At 66.2% G+C, this 17,233-nt stretch carries 11 protein-coding genes and 1 pseudogene; 9 read left to right on the top strand and 3 right to left on the bottom strand.

Annotated elements, in window-relative coordinates; all coding sequences use genetic code 11:
- Window positions 1-58: 58 nt before the first annotated feature.
- Window positions 59-2,023 (bottom strand): OPT family oligopeptide transporter, encoded by a 1,965-nt coding sequence (locus tag ACZK33_RS06235; RefSeq protein WP_032127608.1) that lies wholly within the window; start codon window positions 2,021-2,023, stop codon window positions 59-61.
- Window positions 2,024-2,223: 200 nt separating this feature from the next.
- Here ACZK33_RS06235 and ACZK33_RS06230 point away from each other — a divergent pair, with 200 nt between their 5' ends.
- On the top strand, window positions 2,224-3,372 hold the full coding sequence (locus ACZK33_RS06230; RefSeq protein ID WP_423175765.1) for an acetyltransferase domain-containing protein: 1,149 nt from the start codon (window positions 2,224-2,226) through the stop codon (window positions 3,370-3,372).
- 79 nt (window positions 3,373-3,451) lie between these two features.
- Entirely contained in the window at window positions 3,452-5,206 is a 1,755-nt protein-coding gene (locus tag ACZK33_RS06225; RefSeq protein WP_032127610.1) for a peptide MFS transporter, read from the top strand.
- A gap of 58 nt (window positions 5,207-5,264) precedes the next feature.
- Here the strand turns inward: ACZK33_RS06225 and ACZK33_RS06220 are convergent, their stop codons facing one another.
- Together ACZK33_RS06220 and ACZK33_RS06215 are read right to left on the bottom strand one after the other, a co-directional pair.
- A complete protein-coding gene (locus tag ACZK33_RS06220; RefSeq protein ID WP_423175763.1) occupies window positions 5,265-7,247 on the bottom strand; it encodes an alpha/beta hydrolase family protein in 1,983 nt (660 codons plus the stop codon).
- Window positions 7,248-7,414: 167 nt separating this feature from the next.
- Window positions 7,415-8,050 carry a LysE/ArgO family amino acid transporter gene (locus tag ACZK33_RS06215; protein WP_005408523.1) on the bottom strand — a complete coding sequence of 212 codons (636 nt, stop codon included), beginning with the start codon at window positions 8,048-8,050 and terminating at the stop codon, window positions 7,415-7,417.
- Window positions 8,051-8,188: 138 nt separating this feature from the next.
- Here ACZK33_RS06215 and ACZK33_RS06210 point away from each other — a divergent pair, with 138 nt between their 5' ends.
- The 7 genes and pseudogenes from ACZK33_RS06210 to ACZK33_RS06180 all read left to right on the top strand — a co-directional run bounded on the left by ACZK33_RS06210 (window position 8,189) and on the right by ACZK33_RS06180 (window position 17,231).
- Window positions 8,189-9,094 carry a LysR family transcriptional regulator ArgP gene (locus ACZK33_RS06210; RefSeq protein ID WP_423175761.1) on the top strand — a complete coding sequence of 302 codons (906 nt, stop codon included), beginning with the start codon at window positions 8,189-8,191 and terminating at the stop codon, window positions 9,092-9,094.
- A gap of 183 nt (window positions 9,095-9,277) precedes the next feature.
- A complete protein-coding gene (locus ACZK33_RS06205) occupies window positions 9,278-9,724 on the top strand; it encodes a GNAT family N-acetyltransferase (RefSeq protein ID WP_121503931.1) in 447 nt (148 codons plus the stop codon).
- Between the two features lie 228 nt (window positions 9,725-9,952).
- Window positions 9,953-11,653: a malate dehydrogenase (quinone) gene (mqo, locus tag ACZK33_RS06200; RefSeq protein WP_478454264.1), complete on the top strand. Its 1,701-nt coding sequence runs from the start codon at window positions 9,953-9,955 to the stop codon at window positions 11,651-11,653.
- Window positions 11,654-11,921: 268 nt separating this feature from the next.
- Window positions 11,922-14,129 (top strand): annotated as a pseudogene (locus ACZK33_RS06195) (TonB-dependent siderophore receptor).
- A 222-nt stretch (window positions 14,130-14,351) separates the two neighbouring features.
- Window positions 14,352-15,995: a malonate decarboxylase subunit alpha gene (gene mdcA, locus ACZK33_RS06190; RefSeq protein ID WP_423175244.1), complete on the top strand. Its 1,644-nt coding sequence runs from the start codon at window positions 14,352-14,354 to the stop codon at window positions 15,993-15,995.
- A 10-nt stretch (window positions 15,996-16,005) separates the two neighbouring features.
- On the top strand, window positions 16,006-16,326 hold the full coding sequence (gene mdcC / locus ACZK33_RS06185) for a malonate decarboxylase acyl carrier protein (protein ID WP_049398883.1): 321 nt from the start codon (window positions 16,006-16,008) through the stop codon (window positions 16,324-16,326).
- On the top strand, window positions 16,323-17,231 hold the full coding sequence (locus ACZK33_RS06180) for a biotin-independent malonate decarboxylase subunit beta (protein ID WP_423175243.1): 909 nt from the start codon (window positions 16,323-16,325) through the stop codon (window positions 17,229-17,231). Before mdcC ends, ACZK33_RS06180 begins: the two co-directional genes overlap by 4 nt.
- The last annotated feature ends 2 nt before the right edge of the window (window positions 17,232-17,233 follow it).

The raw sequence follows: 17,233 nt of genomic DNA, 5'->3' as shown, positions 1-17,233 counted from the left end.
AACCAGGGGTATCACGGGATTCCGGGATTGCCGGCCAGCGGCCGGCACTACCCCTCCCTTACGCCTTGGTGTACTTGCCGGTGCGGTAGATCAGCCAGCCCACCAGGAACAGCACGGCCAGGCCGATCCACTGCGCGCCCGGCAGGTGGAACGGCACGGCCAGCACGTCGGCGCGGCTGCTGACCACGATCGGAATCGCGATGGCGATGCCCATCAGTGCCTCACCGGTGATCAGGCCCGCAGCGAACAACACACCCGGCTTGTGCACGCGGTCGCGGCCTTCTTCGTCATCGGCTCGCACCTTGTGGAAGCGCTCGACCAGGTGGGCGATCAGGCCGCCGAGGAAGATCGGCACCATCAGCTCCAGCGGCAGGTAGATGCCGATGGCGGCGGCCAGCACCGGCACGCGGAAGCGTGCGTTGCGCGACTTCAGCCAGCTGTCGAAGGCAATGATGGCGGCACCGACCACGGCACCGATGCCGATGAAGGTCCACGGCAGTTCGCCACCGAACAGGCCCTTGGCCACCGAGGCCATCAGGTTGGCCTGCGGCGCAGCCAGCGCGTTCGGGTGCAGTTCGGACTTCACGCCGATGCCGTAGGCGGTTGCCAGCAGGTTCAGCACCGGGGCCATGATCAGCGCGCACGAGAAGGCACCGATGCCCAGCATCAGCTGCTGCTTCCACGGGGTGGCACCTACGATATAGCCGGCCTTGAGGTCCTGCAGGTTGTCACCGCCGACCGCTGCGGCGCAGCACACCACCGCGCCGATCATGATCGCCGCCACCGCGCCCAGCGGCGCACCGCCGGCACCGACCGGCTTGAGGCCATCGGCGCCCAGCAGCACCACCAGCACGGCCGAGGCGAACAGGATGGTGGAGATGGTGATGCCCGACACCGGGTTGTTGGACGAACCGATCAAGCCGGCCAGGTAGGCCGAGACCGACACGAACAGGAAGCCGGCAACGATCATGATGATGGTCATCGGGATCGACACGTGCCACTGGCCGACGATGGCCTGGTACAGGGCCAGCAGCGGCAGCACGAAGACCACCAGGGCCACCAGCATCCACTTCATCGGCAGGTCGCGCTCGGTGTGCGCCAGCACCGGGCCACCGCTCTTGCGGGCGGCGGCAAAGCCGCTCTTGACGCCATTGAGCAGCGACTTGCGCAGCGAGATCAGGGTCCAGATGCCACCGATCAGCATCGCGCCGACACCCAGGTAACGCATCTTCGCGCCCCAGATGGCGAACGCCGCTTCGGTGGAGGATGCCGTGGCGACCGACGCGGCCAGTGCCGGATCGGTGTTCATGAAGAACGCCTGGTAGATCGGAATGGCGATGTGCCAGGTCAGGATCGAGCCAGACACGACCACGATGCCGACGTTGAGGCCGACGATGTAGCCCACGCCCAGCAGTGCCGGCGACAGGTTGGTACCGATGAAGGCGGTGACCTTGGAGCTGCCGACGTAGGCCGAGGTGGCCCAGGCATCGGGAATCAGGCGCATGCCGCTTTCCGCGGCCAGCTTGACGAAGGCACCGATGACTGCCGACAGGCCGAGGATCTTCAGGCCCGGGCCCGGGTTCTCACCGGCCTTGAGCACTTCGGCCGCGGCCTTGCCTTCCGGGAACGGAAGCGGGTCTTCAACGATCATCGAACGGCGCAGCGGCACCGAGAACAGCACGCCCAGCAGGCCACCGAGGCCGGCGATGCCCAGCACCCACCAGTACTTGAAGTCCGGCCAGTAGCCCATGATCACCAGCGCCGGGATGGTGAAGATCACACCGGCGGCGATCGACGAACCGGCCGAGGCGCCGGTCTGCACGATGTTGTTTTCAAGGATGGAGCCACCGCCCAGCAGGCGCAGCACGCCCATGGAAATCACCGCGGCGGGAATGGCGGTGGCGATGGTCAGGCCTGCGAACAGACCGAGGTAGGCGTTTGCGGCCGACAGCACCACCGCCAGCACGATGGCCAGGGCCACTGCGCGGAAGGTGAGCTGCTTGGGCGCAGCGTCGTGGTTCATGGAAGCCCCTGCTGGCAAAAAATCCCTGCCACGCTAGCGTTCAGGGCAGATCAAGTCCAGCGTGCCAAAGGATGGGGGCGTGTGCTGCAGCGCAATGGGCCAGTACGTGGACGGGCAATCGACCGACCCGGCAAAGTCCGGCTGGGCGCAGAGCAAATGATATGTTATATCTTAATGCTACCTTGCTGTTACTGCATCGCATGCCCCCTTCCCCCTCCCCTCGCCTGGCCTCCATCGACCAGCTGCGCGGCACCGTGATGCTGTTGATGTTGCTGGACCACGTGCGCGAGACCTTCTTCCTGCAGCATCAGGTAAGCGACCCGATGGACGCATCGACGGTCTCCCCTGCGCTGTTCGCCTGCCGTCTGCTGGCGCATCTGTGTGCGCCCGTGTTCGTCCTGTTGACCGGGCTGTCGGCCTGGCTGTACGGCCAGCGCCAGGCTGACCCGCGCCGGGCCACCGCCGCGTTCCTGCTCAAGCGCGGGCTGTTCCTGGTCGTGCTGGAACTGACCCTGGTGAATTTCGCCTGGACCTTCCAGCTGCCGCCGGAAACGCTGTACCTGCAGGTGATCTGGGCCATCGGGCTGAGCATGATCGCGCTGGCCGGCCTTCTGTGGCTGCCGCGCCCGGCCCTGCTGGTGCTGGCAGTCGCGGTGGTGGCCGGGCACAACCTGTTGGACGGCGTGCGAGTGGAAGGCCACGGCCTGCTGGCGATGCTGTGGAAAGTGCTGCACCAGCGCGACTGGATCGAGACCGGCGCGCTGCGCCTGCGCACTTCCTACCCGGTGCTGCCGTGGATCGGGGTAATCGCGCTGGGCTACCTGATGGGGCCGTGGTTCGCCCGCGACCGCGACCCCGCGCAACGCCAGCGCTGGCTGCTGTGCGCAGGCGTCGGCGCGCTGGCCCTGTTCGCCCTGCTGCGGTTCGCCAACCAGTACGGGGATGCACCGTGGCAGTACCAGACCAGCACGCTGCGCACCTGGATGAGCGTGTTCAACATCACCAAGTACCCGCCGTCGCTGCAGTTCCTGCTGTTGACGCTGGGCGTGGGCCTGTTGCTGTTGCGACTGTACGAATGGCCGCCACTGGCGCGTGCGCTGCGCCCGCTGGCCGATGTCGGCGCCGCGCCGATGTTCTTCTACCTGCTGCACCTGTATGTGCTGAAGGGGCTGTACCTGGCCGCGCTGGCGATCTGGGGGCCGACACACGGTGATCTGTACGCACTGGATTCTGTGGCCGGCCTGCTGCTGGTGGCCTGTGCGCTGGCGGTGGTGCTGTACCCGCCGACGCGGGCGTTCGCGCGGTTCAAGGCGCGACGGCGCGATCTGGCGTGGTTGCGGTACCTGTGATCGCCCAGGCCAGTCCGGCAATCCACGCATGGCGTGGATCTACTGAAAGCGGATCGGGCCACAGGCCTATAATTCCGCGATGAATTCCACCGCTATCGCTTCCGACGATTTCCTGGGCCATCCCAAGGGCGTCTACGTCTGCTTCTTCACCGAAATGTGGGAGCGCTTCTCCTTCTATGGCATGAAGGCGCTGCTGCTGCTGTACCTGACCAAGTACCACCTGTTCGGCGACAAGGCCGGCCTGGACCTGCTCGGTGCCTATGGCGGCCTGGTGTACTGCATCCCGGTGTTCGGCGGCATGCTGGCCGACCGCTGGCTGGGCATGCGCCGGGCGGTGCTGTTCGGCGGCATCCTGCTGGTGCTCGGCCACCTCGGCATGGCCTTCGAGGGCCACGCCGCCTATCGGGTCAACGGCGAAGTGGTGCGCGACACCTCGGCACTGGCGGTGACCTACCTGTCGCTGGCGCTGATCATCATGGGCGTCGGCTTCCTCAAGCCGAACATCTCCACCATCGTCGGCAAGCTGTACGCCAAGGACGACCCGCGCCGCGATTCGGGCTTCTCGCTGTTCTACGCCGGCATCAACCTCGGCGCGCTGTTCTCTTCGCTGGTGTGCGGCTTCCTCGGCGAGGCCTATGGCTGGAAGTACGGTTTCGGTGCGGCCGGCATCGGCATGCTGGCCGGCCTGGCGATGTTCCTGTGGGGCCAGAAGTACCTGCAGGGCCACGCCGAGCCGCCACAGCCGGCCGCGCTGAAGCAGAAGGTGCTGGGCCTGCCGCGCGAATGGCTCATCTATCTGTGCGCGATGCTCGGTGTATTGCCGGTGGCGTGGCTGATGTGGGCGGCCGGCAACGGCGCGTTCGCGCTGGGCGGTGAAATCAGCCTGGCACTGATGCTGATGCTGGTGGTGCTGGGCGGCGTGCTGGTCTGGTTCGCCTGGTTCACCGGCAGCAAGTGCACGCCGGTGCAGCGCCAGCAGATGGTCGCGCTGATGGTGTTGATCTTCATGGCACTGGTGTTCTTCACCATGTACGAGCAGTCGTATGGCTCCTGGGTGACCTTCACCGACCGCCTGCTGACCAAGGACATCGTGCCCTCGCTGGTGATCACCGGCGGTACGCCGCTGCCGTGGTCGATCATCTCGCTGCTGCTGGCGCCGCTGGGCTTCGTGGTCAGCGCGCGGCTGTCCGAGCGCCGTCCGGGCTCATCTGCGCCGCGAACGTTCTTCGCCGCCATCGTCGTGCTGATGCTGGTGCTGCTGGTGCGCGACTGCCTGGTGATTCCGCAGACCGCCGGCTCGCTGACCTACCTCGGCGGCCTGTTCCTGGTGCTGCTGGCGCCGGCCTTCGCCGCACTGTGGACGTGGATGGACCGCCGCGGCTGGGAACCGGGCAAGCCGGTCAAATCGGCCTGGGGTCTGGTGATCGGCGCGCTGTCGTTCGTGCCGCTGGCATTGGCCGCACAGCAGGTCGGCGCCACCGGCGAGATGGCCAGCGTGTGGTGGCTGGTGCTGGCCTACTTCCTGCTGGCCAGCGGTGAGATGTGCCTGTCGCCGGTCGGCCTGTCGGCGGTGACCCAGCTGGCCGTGCCGCGGGTGATGAGCCTGATGATGGGCACCTGGTTCCTGGCCACCGCGTTCTCGGAAACGCTGGCGGCGCTGTTCGGCAAGCTGGCCGCGATCGAAGTGCCCGAAGGCGAATCGCTGGACATGGTGGCCGCGGCCGGTGCCTATGCGCACCTGTTCTGGCTGCTGATGTGGATCGGCCTGGGCTGTGCGCTGGCCGCCTTCATCGCCGCGCCGCTGCTGAAGAAGATGATGCACGGGGTCAAGTAAGCCCGATGCAGGCGAACTCCGGGGGCGGCGGATCGATCATCCGCCGCCCCCGGCTTGTTCAGGGCGCGCTGCTCTTCTCCGCAGGTGCGGCCTGCCCGGCCACCTGGCCCCCCAGGCTGCGCGAGAGGAAGGCCAGCAACCTGCTGTAGTACGCACGTTGGTTGGCAGGGGAATAGAAACCATGCCCTTCATTCTTGACGTACAGGGTTTCCACCGGCGTGCCGGCCTTCTTCAACGCAGCTTCCATGCGTTCGCTGTGCACGATCGGCGCACGTTGATCCTGGCCACCCGCGGCCAGGAATACCGGCACCCGCACCTGCGCGGCCAGATTCACCGGGGAACGCTCTGCCAGATCCTTGGGCGATCCCAGCCAGTTCCGCAGGTAGGCCAGGCCTGACTCATCGCTCTGGATGTCTCCGCGGGCGTACATCAACGGCAGGTCGTAGATGCCGACGTAGCCGGCCGCGCACTGGTACAGGCCCGGTTCGCGCACCGCCCCCATCATCGCCGCATAGGCACCGTAACTGGCCCCATAGATGCAGATGCGGTTCTTGTCGGCCACGCCCTGTTCGATCGCCCAGCGCGTGGCATCGGTGACGTCATCCTGCATCGACAGCCCCCATTGCTTTCGCGCAGCCTGCATGTGGGCGCGGCCATAGCCGGAAGAGCCGCGGAAATTCACCTGCAGTACCGCGTAACCTGCCGCCGCCAGCATCTGTGTCTCGGTGTCATAGGCGCCCTGGTCGGCAACGCCGATCGGACCTCCGTGCGGTACCACCACCATCGGCAGCGCACGGGCCTCGCGGCCATGCGGAACGGTAAGGAAGCCATGCAGCGGACGCCCATCACGCGCCGTCAGGCTGATCGGACGCACCTCCGCCGCCAGCGCGGGGTCGATCCAGTCGCTGCGGCTGATCAGGTGCCGTGCACTCTTGCCAACCGTGTCATAGAGATAGAAATCGCCCGGATTGCTGCCTGACCAGGTTTCCACCAGCACCGTCTTGCCATCGCGCGTGCTGGAGGTGATGTAGACCGCTCCGCCCAGGCCGGCTTCGAGGCTGCGGTACAGGCGAGCGTCGTCCGAGGCGTCATCGAAGAATGCCGTTCGCGGCGCACTGCCAAGGAACAGGGCCCCGACCGGCACGCGGCTGCCGGGGCGCCGGATGATGCGCGCCGGGTCGGCACTCCCATCGCGCAGCACGGTGCGTCGTTCATTGCTCTGGGGGTCCCAGCTGACAATGGCATCAGGTCCATCTGCCTGCTCGACCTGCAGGTACGCCAGGCGACCATCGGCCGAGAAGCCGAGCGGCGCCTCGATGCGCTTGCTCAGGAATTCATCATTGAGCAGGACCCAGTCGCTGTTGCTGCCCGTGCGGTAGTAGAGCTTCTGCGTGCCATCGGTAACGACAGCGCGTGCGAAACGCACCTCGCCCTGCTCATCGGTCGTGAAGTCCGCATCGGGAATGGGAGCGCGCGCCACGGCGTTGCGGCGACCGGTGATCACGTCCAGGCGCTCGACCTGCGCATGCGAACTGCCGACCAGCGGGATCACCGTCACCAGCGCGTTGCGGTCATCGTCCTTGAGCTCATCACTGAGGTAGGCGGCCACCAGGCCTGCCGGCTTGACCTTGATGTTGGTGCCCAGGCTCTGGTCGGCAACCCGGTACCCCACCAGCAGCTCGCCGCCCTTGCCGTTGGCATTGATACCGAACAGTTCGCCGGTCGGCGTCGGCCGGTCCAGCACGCCGAACTTCTGTGCCATGCCCACCAGCAGCCGCTCGTTGCTGACCCAGTCGAAGGTGTGGGCGTGATCGTTGCGGGGCGGGCGGAAGCTGCCGACCATTTTCATGTCGGCAATGCGGTAGATCGCCAATGCGGTTCCCGCCTCCAGCGGAACCGTCGCGGCGATGTACTCGCCCCCTGGTGAAATCTTGATGTCGGTAAACGACTCCTGCCGCAGATAGCGATCCAGGTCCAGCGTTGCGGCCGATGCCCCACCCACAACCGCGCCCAACAGTACAGCCAGCACAATCCTGCGCATCCTTCCCCCATGGAAAACCGGACACCCTGTCCGGATGCACGATTCTAGGCACGTGACCGTTTGCCGCGCCACATCGGCAGAAAAAACGACGGCACCGTTGCCGGTGCCGTCGTTACCACTACCTTGGAGAGAGAGTCAGGACGTGGGTTCGGGGGGCGTGCGCCGGGTCAGTGGACCCCGCGCACCGCCAACGTAAGGGCCAGGATGCTGAGGATCACGGCGATGGTGCCGTCGAGCACGCGCCAGGTACTGGGCTTGGTGAACAGCGGCGCCAGCAAGCGTGCGCCCAGGCCCTGCGCGGTCAGCCACAGGCAGCTGGCAGTCACCACACCGGCGGCGAAGGCCATGCGGGCGTTGCCGAAGTTCTCGGCGATCGAGCCGATCACCATCATGTCCAGCCAGAAGTGCGGGTTGATCAGCGAGAAGCCGACCGCAGCCATCAGCACCGCGCGGCGGCTGCCGTCGTCGCTGTCAGCCTCGCCCATGCCGCCGCCACCGGCAATCGCACGGCGTGCCGACTTCATGGCGTACCAGGCCAGGAACGCCACGCCGGTCCACAGCACGGCGGTGGTCAGCCACGGCAGCGCTGAAGTGAGCGTGCGCAGGCCAGCCACGCTGGCAAAGATGAAGATCGCATCGATGGCCGCACAGGTGGCAACCACCGGCACGATGTGCTTGCGCAGGATTCCCTGGCGCAGAATGAAGGCGCTCTGGGCCCCGACCACGGCGAACAGGCCGATGCCGGTAGCTGCACCAGAGAACCAGGCACCGAGGCCGGTGCTGGCGGAGATGACCGAGAACATGGGATTCACTGCCTTTGCTTGCTTGGGGGGACGGTGCCTCGCGAAGGCGGACAGCACCGGAACGGGCGCCATTGTCGCGCCGCAACATGAAAAAGACGAGCTAAACTTACTAAACCAACATTAGCGGAACTTAATTCGATGCGTATCGACCATGCCCAGCTGCGCGCCCTGGCCGCGGTGATCCGCGAAGGCAGCTTCGACCGCGCCGCGCAGTCGCTGAATGTCACGCCCTCGGCCATCTCGCAGCGGGTCAAGGCGCTGGAGGACCGGGTCGGCCGCCTGCTGGTCAAGCGCGGCACCCCGGCCACCGCCACCGCCGAGGGCCAGCTGCTGGTGCAGCTGGCCGAGCAGACCGCCCTGCTCGAACACGATGCACTGCACCGGATGGGCCTGGCCGACGAAGACCTGCCCCAGGCCAGCATCCCGGTGGCGGTGAACCACGACAGCCTGGAAACCTGGTTCCCGCAGGCCGCCGCACAGTTCGCGCAGAGCACCGGCACCACCCTGGACCTGCGCGTGGAGGACCAGGACCACACCGTCGAACTGCTGCGCCAGGGCACCGTACTGGGCGCGGTGACCACACTGGACGAGCCGGTGCAGGGCTGCCAGATCCATGCGCTTGGCAGCATCCGCTATGCCGCCACCTGTACCCCCGAATTCCGCGAACGCCATTTCGCCAAGGGCGTGACCGCGCAGGCGCTGGCGCAGGCACCGGTACTGGTGTTCAACCGCAAGGACGAAATGCAGTCGCGCTTTGCCCGGCGCATGGCGGGCGACGACCTGCCCAGCACCGCGCCGACCTGGTGGATTCCTTCCACCCGCGCGTTCGTGCAGGCCAACCTGGGCGGCATGGGCTGGACCATGAATCCCCTGCCGCTGGTCAAGCGGCACCTGGACGCCGGCCGCCTGGTCTACGTACGCCAGCGCGCGTGGGAAGACGTGCCGCTGTACTGGCAGCATTGGAAGGGTGACGTCCAGACCATGGCCCTGCTGACCCGCGCCGTGCTGGACGCCTCCTCAGCGCTGGTGCGGCGCAAGCGCTGAGGCAGCCCTGCAAAAAAGGGGACGGAGGGGATTAAGTCGTTTAAGGCCCATACGACATTCTGGGCAAAGACGACTTAATCCCCTCCGTCCCCTTTTTGCTCCATCCAATCTCCACGAAGTCTCCACACCGGGTCCATGCGTGATGCGGATACTGGTCGGCCGATCACTGCAAGGATGCCCTGCATGCCTGTATTCGTCCGCGATGCGCGCCCCGAAGATGCCGCCGCCTGCATCGACCTGCGAGGGCGCACCCGCGAGAACGCCTTCAGTGCCGCGCAGTTGGCGGAGCTGGGCATCACGCCGGAAAGCTGGGCGGCCGGCATCGCCCAGGGCGATTCGATCGGCCGCGTTGCCTGGGAAGGCGAACGCATGGCCGGCTACTGCTTCGCCGACCGCGACAGCGGCGAGGTGCTGGTGCTGGCCCTGCTGCCGGACTACGAAGGCCGTGGCGTCGGTCGGCAGCTGCTGCAGGAAGTGGTCAGCCTGACCCGCGATGCGGGCCATACCCGGCTGTTCCTGGCGTGCTCGGCCGACCCGCGTTCGCGCTCGCATGGCTTCTACCGGCGCCTGGGCTGGCGCCCGACCGGGGAGATCGATGAGGCCGGTGACGAGATTCTGGAGCTGGTCTGATTGAAGGCGTCGCCAGGCATGGCCTGGCGCTACTGGGGCTACGATCGCCAGGCTTGGGCCCGCCGCTCACGTGACGGGGCCGCGAAACGTCGGATGCTGCGTTGCATCAAAAACGGACCGGATCCGGTTAGAATCGCGGATGGATGGCGCAAGGCGTTGTTTCTTCACGCCCTTTCCCTGCCCCACGCGCATCCTGACCCCTTCCCCTCCGCCAACGATCCCGCCCCCATGAAGAAATTTGGCAAGGCCCTGCTCGCCCTGCTCGTGCTGCTGTTGCTGGCCGCCGCGCTGTTCCTGTACTGGCCGCTGACCCAGCGCTCGGTGCCCGCCGCCAGCAACGACAAGCCCGTCGACGTTGTGCTGGTCGGCGCCGGCATCATGAGCATCACCCTGGCCACCTACCTGCAGGAACTGCAGCCGGACTGGAACATCCAGGTCTACGAACGCCTCGACGGCGTCGCCGGTGAAAGCTCCGACGGCTGGAACAACGCCGGCACGGGCCACTCGGCCTTCGCCGAACTGAACTACACCCCGGAACTGCCCGACGGCAGCATCGAGACCAAGCGTGCGGTTGGCATCGCCGAATCGTTCGAGGTCTCGCGCCAGTTCTGGTCGCACCAGGTGAAGGAAGGCCGGCTGAGCCAGCCCAGCGACTTCATCAACCCGACCCCGCACATGAGCTTCGTCTGGGGCGATGACAACATCGCCTACCTGCACAAGCGCCAGCAGGCCCTGGTGAAAAATCCGCTGTTCTACGGCATGCAGTACTCCGAGGATCCGGCACAGATCAAGCAGTGGGCACCGCTGCTGATGGAAGGCCGTGACCCGAAGCAGAAGGTCGCCGCGACCTGGATGCCGCTGGGCACCGACGTCAACTTCGGAGTGATCACCCGCCAGCTGACCACCGGCCTGCAGCGCAGCCCGAACTTCAGCCTGCACCTGAACCACGAAGTGAGCGCGCTGCGGCAGAACGCTGACAAGAGCTGGAACGTGACCGTGAAGGACCTCAAGGCCGGAACCGAGTCCACCACCCACGCCCGCTTCGTGTTCATCGGTGCCGGTGGCGCCGCGCTGAAGCTGCTGCAGATGTCCGGCATTCCGGAATCGAAGGACTACGCCGGCTTTCCGGTCGGTGGCCAGTTCCTCGCCTTCCAGGGCCAGGACGTGACCTCGCGCCACGGTGTGAAGGCCTACGGCATGGCCGAAACCGGTTCGCCGCCGATGTCGGTGCCGCACCTGGATGCGCGCAAGCTGGACGGCAAGCCGGTGGTCCTGTTCGGGCCGTTCGCGCTGTACAGCACCAAGTTCCTCAAGCCCGGCTCGTGGTGGGACCTGTACTCCTCGGTCACCCACAACAACGTTGGCCCGATGCTGGAAGTGGGCAAGGACAACCTGGACCTGGTGCAGTACCTGATGGCCCAGGCACGCCTGAACGATGCCGATCGCCAGGCCGAACTGGTCAAGTACTTCCCCAATGCCAAGCCGGGCGACTGGAAGCTGGTCACCGCCGGCCAGCGCGTGCAGATCATCAAGCGTGATCCGCTGAAGGGCCCGGTGCTGCAGTTCGGTACCGAGATCGTGACCGACAAGGACCACACCATCGCCGCCCTGCTCGGTGCCTCGCCGGGTGCATCGACCTCGCCGCCGATCATGCTGGACCTGATGGCCAAGGCCTTCCCGGACCAGATGAAGGCCGGCTGGGAAACCCGCCTGCGCGAGATCGTGCCGTCGTACGGGCGCAAGCTCAACGACAACGCCGCGCTGGTCAACGAGATCCGCACGCTGACCAGCCAGACCCTGCGCCTGCCGTACCTGGAGGTGCCGGTGGAAGCCAATGCGGCGGCTCCGGCCCCGGCGGTAGTGCCGGCAGCCGTTCCGGCGCCGGCCAAGGAAAAGCGCAACGCCAACGAGGAACTGCAGGCGCTGTAAGCCTGGCAGATTCCCTGCAGCAGACACGGATGGCCACCTTCGGGTGGCCGTTCGCGTTTGGGCCGCTCCCTGCTGCAGAAAGCGATGCCCGGCGCCGGGAATCCTATGCACAATGACGCGAATTGTAATGTTGTTAAGAATTATTTACATTTGCGCCCTGCGCAGTGACCGCGCCCCTCCCAGATGGACCTGATGTGCCCGAAGCCGCCGCCCCGGGTGCTGGACGACTGTTGCCGCCCCCTTCCCGTCTCCGAGCTTCGAACCCACCATGTCCCTGACGTTCCGTAACCGCCTGCCCCGCCGTGCGCTGCTGCCGGCTGCCCTGCTCTCTTCGCTCGCGCTGGTCGCGTCTCCGGCGTTCGCCGAGGCCGCCGCCGATGCATCCGATGCCAAGACCCTGGACCGGGTCAGCGTCCGTGCCGAGCAGGCCGCTCCGCCATCCAGCACCACCCGCCTGCCGATCACACTGCAGGAAACCCCGCAGTCGGCCACTGCGATCAGCCTGAAGCGCCTGCAGGACGAATCGCTGTTCAGCATCAACGACGTGATGCGCAACGTCACCGGCGTCAGCGTGTCCTTCTATGACACCCAGCGCCCGCTGTACTACGCACGCGGCTTCGCCATCACCGACTTCCAGGTCGATGGCATTCCCACCTACAGCGATTCCACCAACCAGGAATACGACACCGCTTTCTACGACCGCATCGAAGTGATCCGTGGTGCCAACGGCCTGCTCAGCGGCGCCGGCGTGCCGTCGGCCACCGTCAACCTGCTGCGCAAGCGGCCGGGCAAGGAGTTCGATGCCTCGTTCGCGATCAGCGCCGGCAGCTGGGACTATCGACGCATGGAGGCGGACGTGACCGCGCCGCTGACCGATGACGGCCGTTTCCGCAGCCGCGTGGTCGCCGCCTATACCGATCGTGGCCTGTATTACGACCGCTACGACGAGAACAAGATGGCCGGCATGGCGGTGCTGGAAGGCGACGTCACCGACAGCACCACGATCACCCTCGGTTACCAGAGCCAGGACAACAATCCGACCGGCTCGACCTGGGGCACCGTGCCGTTCTTCGACAACCAGGGCAATTTCGCGCACCTGCCGCGCTCGACCAACCTGTCGCCGAAGTGGAGCTACTGGAAGCGCGAGAGCAACACCGCCTTCGCCAACCTGGAACAGCGCTTCGGCGACAACTGGCTGTTGAAGATCAACACCGCCTACACCCGCGGCAACGTTCAGAATGTGCGCCTGTACGGCACCGGCGAGCCGGACCCGGTGACCGGCTCGGGCATCTTCCTGCGCGCGGCCGCCGGTGATTCGAAGGACACCCGGCGCAACGTCGATGCTTACCTGACCGGCAGCTTCGATCTGTTCGGCCGCGACCACGACCTCACCGTGGGGGCGCAATGGTCGGACCTGGAAAGCACGACGAATACCCTGGCACTGAACTTCCCGGCCGACTGGGCAATGTGTGTCAGCGCCACGGGTGCACGCGAACGCTGCTACTACATTCCCAACGTGTACAGCTGGAACGGCGACATCTCCGAGGTCACCTACCGCCGTACCGGCGCGCGCCGCGTGGCCAAGACCACGCAGAGTGGCGTCTATCTGGCCACCCGCCTGCGCCTGGCCGATCCGCTGTCGCTGATTGCCGGCGCACGCCTGAGCCGCTGGGAAACCCTCAGCCGCTCCTACAACGCCGCAGGCGCCTACACCGGCACCAGCGGTGCATACAAGGTGAGTGATGAAGTCACCCCGTAGGTGGGCTTGGTCTACGACATCACGCCGAACGTCTCGGCGTACGCCAGCTACACCGAGATCTTCAACCCGCAGAACTTCAAGGACCGCAACGAGAACCTGCTGGCGCCAGTACAGGGCTCGAACCTGGAAGCCGGCATCAAGACGCAGTGGTTCGATGGCCGCCTGACCGCCAATGCCGCCGTGTTCGAAGCCAAGCAGGACAACTACGCGGTGCGTGACATGGGCGTGCCGGAGGGTTCGCTGAGCGATGGCACCTCCGCCTACGTCGGCGTCAACGGCACCAAGGCGCGCGGTTGGGAGATGGACGTCAATGGCGAGATCCTGCCGGGCTGGACGGTCAATGCCGGCTACACCCACGTCAAGGTCACCCGCGCCGCCACCGATCTGCTGTACGCCAACCCGCCGAAGGATCTGTTGCAGCTCAACACCCAGCTGCAGCTGCGCGGTGCGCTGGAACGCCTGAGCGTTGGCGGTGGCGTGCAGTGGCAGAGCAAGGTGCAGGGCTACAACATCGCCTACCCGCTGGGCGGCACGGTGACGGTGAACCAGCCGGCCTACATGCTGGTGCAGTTCAACGCCAACTACCGCATCAGCGACAACTGGACGGCAACGCTGAGCGTGCGCAACGCACTGGACAAGACCTACTGGGCGAATCTGGACTACAACAACTACGGCGAACCGCGCTTCGTGTCGGCCAGCCTGCGCTGGAAGTTCTGAGCCACCAGAAACGGTAGTGCCGGCCGCTGGCCGGCTCCAAGCGATGCATCGATGACGCGGAGCCGGCCAGCGGCCGGCACTACCCCGATCGATGCGGGTCATCCTCCATTTCAATCTGAATGGGCCCGCCTTCGCGCGGGCCCTTCTTTTTGCTGCAGTGCGGGTTGCACGCCCGACTGTAATTATGCCGTAATTACGTCGACACCAATCGGAAGCCGGTCGATGAACCCGAGCTGGGATACGTTGGAACGCAGCCGCCAGGCCCGCCTGCAACGGGCCGCGCCGTGGGCCCGGGGCCGCGAGGTGGCTGCCAGCGACGTCGGCGAGCTGCTGCACGCACTGCTGGAGCCGGGCGACAAGGTCTGCCTGGAAGGCAACAACCAGAAGCAGGCCGACTTCCTCGCCCAGTGCCTGGCTGACCTCGATCCCGCGCGGGTGCATGACCTGCACATGGTGCAGTCGGTGCTGTCGCTGCCCTCGCACCTGGATGTGTTCGAACGCGGCATCGCCTCGAAGCTGGACTTCTCGTTCTCCGGCCCGCAATCGGTGCGGCTGGCCAACCTGGTGGCCGAAGGGCGCATCCAGATCGGTGCCATCCACACCTACCTGGAACTGTTCGGCCGCTACTTCATCGACCTCACGCCCCGCGTAGCGCTGGTCGCCGCGCAGGCCGCCGATCGCCACGGCAATCTCTACACCGGCCCGAACACCGAAGACACGCCGGTGATCGTCGAAGCAACCGCGTTCGGTCGCGGCATCGTCATCGCCCAGGTCAACGAGATCGTCGACACCCTGCCCCGCGTCGACATTCCGGCTGACTGGGTCAACTTCGTGGTGCAGGCGCCGAAGCCGAACCATATCGAACCGCTGTTCACCCGCGACCCGGCGCAGATCTCCGAGATCCAGGTGCTGATGGCGATGATGGCGATCAAGGGCATCTACGCCGAGTACGGCGTCAACCGCCTCAACCATGGCATCGGCTTCGATACCGCCGCCATCGAACTGCTGCTCCCCACCTACGCCGAATCGCTCGGCTTGAAGGGAAAGATCTGCCAGCACTGGGCCCTCAATCCACACCCCGCACTGATTCCGGCAATCGAATCGGGCTTCGTCAAATCGGTGCATTCGTTCGGTTCCGAACTGGGCATGGAGAAGTACATCGCCGCACGCAGCGATGTGTTCTTCACCGGTGCCGACGGCTCGATGCGCTCCAACCGCGCGTTCTCGCAGACCGCGGGCCTCTATGCGTGTGACATGTTCATCGGTTCCACCCTGCAGATCGACCTGCAGGGCAACAGCTCCACTGCCACCCGCGACCGCATCGCCGGCTTCGGTGGCGCACCGAACATGGGCTCCGATGCACGTGGCCGCCGCCATGCCAGCGAGGCCTGGATCAAGGCCGGCCAGCAGGCCGCACGCCCCGGTGAGATGCCGCGTGGCCGCAAGTTGGTGGTGCAGATGGTGGAAACCTTCCGCGAACATATGGCACCGGCCTTCGTCGATCGGCTGGACGCCCGGGAGCTGGCCGAGCGCGCGGACATGCCGCTGCCACCGGTGATGATCTACGGCGACGACGTCAGCCATGTGCTCACCGAGGAAGGCATCGCCAACCTGCTGCTGTGCCGCACTCCTGAGGAACGCGAACAAGCGATCCGCGGCGTGTCCGGCTATACCGCCGTGGGCATGGGGCGCGACCGCGCGATGGTGGAGAACCTGCGCGACCGCGGCGTGATCCGCCGTCCCGATGACCTCGGCATCTCCGTGCGCGATGCCAGCCGTGACCTGCTTGCGGCGCGTTCGGTGAAGGACCTGGTGCGCTGGTCCGGCGGCCTGTACGACCCGCCCAAGCGCTTCCGCAACTGGTAAGGGGCTGAGCATGGAAACCCTCGACTATCGATTCGAAGGACACACGGCGGTGCAGTTTCCGCGCGATGCAGTGCTGGTCGGCGTACTGGCCTCGGGCAACCTGGAAATCCTGCTGGAACCGGCCGCACTGGACGGCGCGATGACGGTGCGCATCATCACCGCCGCGCAGGGCTTTGGCCGCGTCTGGGAGGCGGTGATCGGTGATTTCGCACAGCGCCATCCGCTGCGCGATGTACGCGTCTCGATCAACGATGCCGGTGCGACCCCGGCGGTGGTCAGCCTGCGCCTGGACCAGGCAGTGGAAACCCTGCTAGCTGGAGATCCACGATGAGCCGGACGCAGCGCCACAGTTACTACGAAGCCGATGCGCGCGAGCGCATCGCCGGCCTGATCGACGCCGGCTCGTTCCGTGAATTCCTCGGCCCGGCGCGGCGGATGATGAGCCCGCACCTGGCACAGCTCGACCAGCCCGCGGCGTTCGACGACGGCATCGTTGTCGGCGAAGCCACACTGCGCGGCCGACGTGTGCTGCTGGCTGCACAGCAGGGTGAATTCATGGGCGGCGGCGTGGGCGAGGTGCACGGCGCCAAGTTGACCGGGCTGCTGCACCGTGCAGCAGAAACCCGACCTGACGGTGTGCTGCTGCTGCTCGATACCGGCGGCGTGCGCCTGCACGAAGCCAACGCGGGGTTGATCGCCATTTCCGAGATCATGCGCGCCACCCTGGATGCGCGCGCTGCAGGCGTCCCCGTGGTGGCGCTGATCGGCAGCGGCAACGGCGCATTCGGTGGCATGGGCATCGTCGCCCGCTGCTGCAGCACGGTGGTCATGTCCGAGGAAGGCCGGCTGTCACTGTCCGGGCCGGAAGTAATCGAGACCGTGCGTGGTGTGGAAGAGTTCGATTCCCGCGATCGTGCGCTGGTCTGGCGCGTAACGGGAGGCAAGCACCGCTACCTGATCGACCAGGCACAGGTGCTGGTGCCCGATGCCATCGAGGCGTTCGCGCAGGCTGCCAGCAATGCGCTGCAGCCCGATACCAGCAGCACCGATCCAGATACTGCACTGGCCGCGCTGCAGGAACGCCATGCGGCATTGAAGGCGCGCGTGCAGGCCTGGGGCGATTGCCGCGATGGCCTGGAGATCTGGGCGCGGCTGGGTATCACTTCCCCCGAGCGACTGCCGCTGCTCGACACCGATGCGTTCCTCAGCGCCACCGCCGACCGGAGCCTGCCATGAGC

The sequence above is a fragment of the Stenotrophomonas sp. 86156_Sma genome (assembly GCF_056481625.1).
The sequence above is the reverse complement of the archived record's forward strand: the minus strand, read 5'-3'. Positions and strand labels throughout refer to the sequence as shown.

What these genes read in the sequence shown, in the direction of transcription:
- ACZK33_RS06230 (WP_423175765.1), top strand. Translation starts at nt 2,224, where the DNA reads ATGCCCCCTTCCCCCTCCCCTCGCCTGGCCTCCATCGACCAGCTGCGC.
- ACZK33_RS06210 (WP_423175761.1), top strand. Translation starts at nt 8,189, where the DNA reads ATGCGTATCGACCATGCCCAGCTGCGCGCCCTGGCCGCGGTGATCCGC.
- mqo (WP_478454264.1), top strand. Translation starts at nt 9,953, where the DNA reads ATGAAGAAATTTGGCAAGGCCCTGCTCGCCCTGCTCGTGCTGCTGTTG.
- ACZK33_RS06180 (WP_423175243.1), top strand. Translation starts at nt 16,323, where the DNA reads ATGAGCCGGACGCAGCGCCACAGTTACTACGAAGCCGATGCGCGCGAG.
- ACZK33_RS06235 (WP_032127608.1), bottom strand. Translation starts at nt 2,023, where the DNA reads ATGAACCACGACGCTGCGCCCAAGCAGCTCACCTTCCGCGCAGTGGCC.
- ACZK33_RS06220 (WP_423175763.1), bottom strand. Translation starts at nt 7,247, where the DNA reads ATGCGCAGGATTGTGCTGGCTGTACTGTTGGGCGCGGTTGTGGGTGGG.
- ACZK33_RS06205 (WP_121503931.1), top strand. Translation starts at nt 9,278, where the DNA reads ATGCCTGTATTCGTCCGCGATGCGCGCCCCGAAGATGCCGCCGCCTGC.
- ACZK33_RS06215 (WP_005408523.1), bottom strand. Translation starts at nt 8,050, where the DNA reads ATGTTCTCGGTCATCTCCGCCAGCACCGGCCTCGGTGCCTGGTTCTCT.
- mdcC (WP_049398883.1), top strand. Translation starts at nt 16,006, where the DNA reads ATGGAAACCCTCGACTATCGATTCGAAGGACACACGGCGGTGCAGTTT.
- ACZK33_RS06225 (WP_032127610.1), top strand. Translation starts at nt 3,452, where the DNA reads ATGAATTCCACCGCTATCGCTTCCGACGATTTCCTGGGCCATCCCAAG.
- mdcA (WP_423175244.1), top strand. Translation starts at nt 14,352, where the DNA reads ATGAACCCGAGCTGGGATACGTTGGAACGCAGCCGCCAGGCCCGCCTG.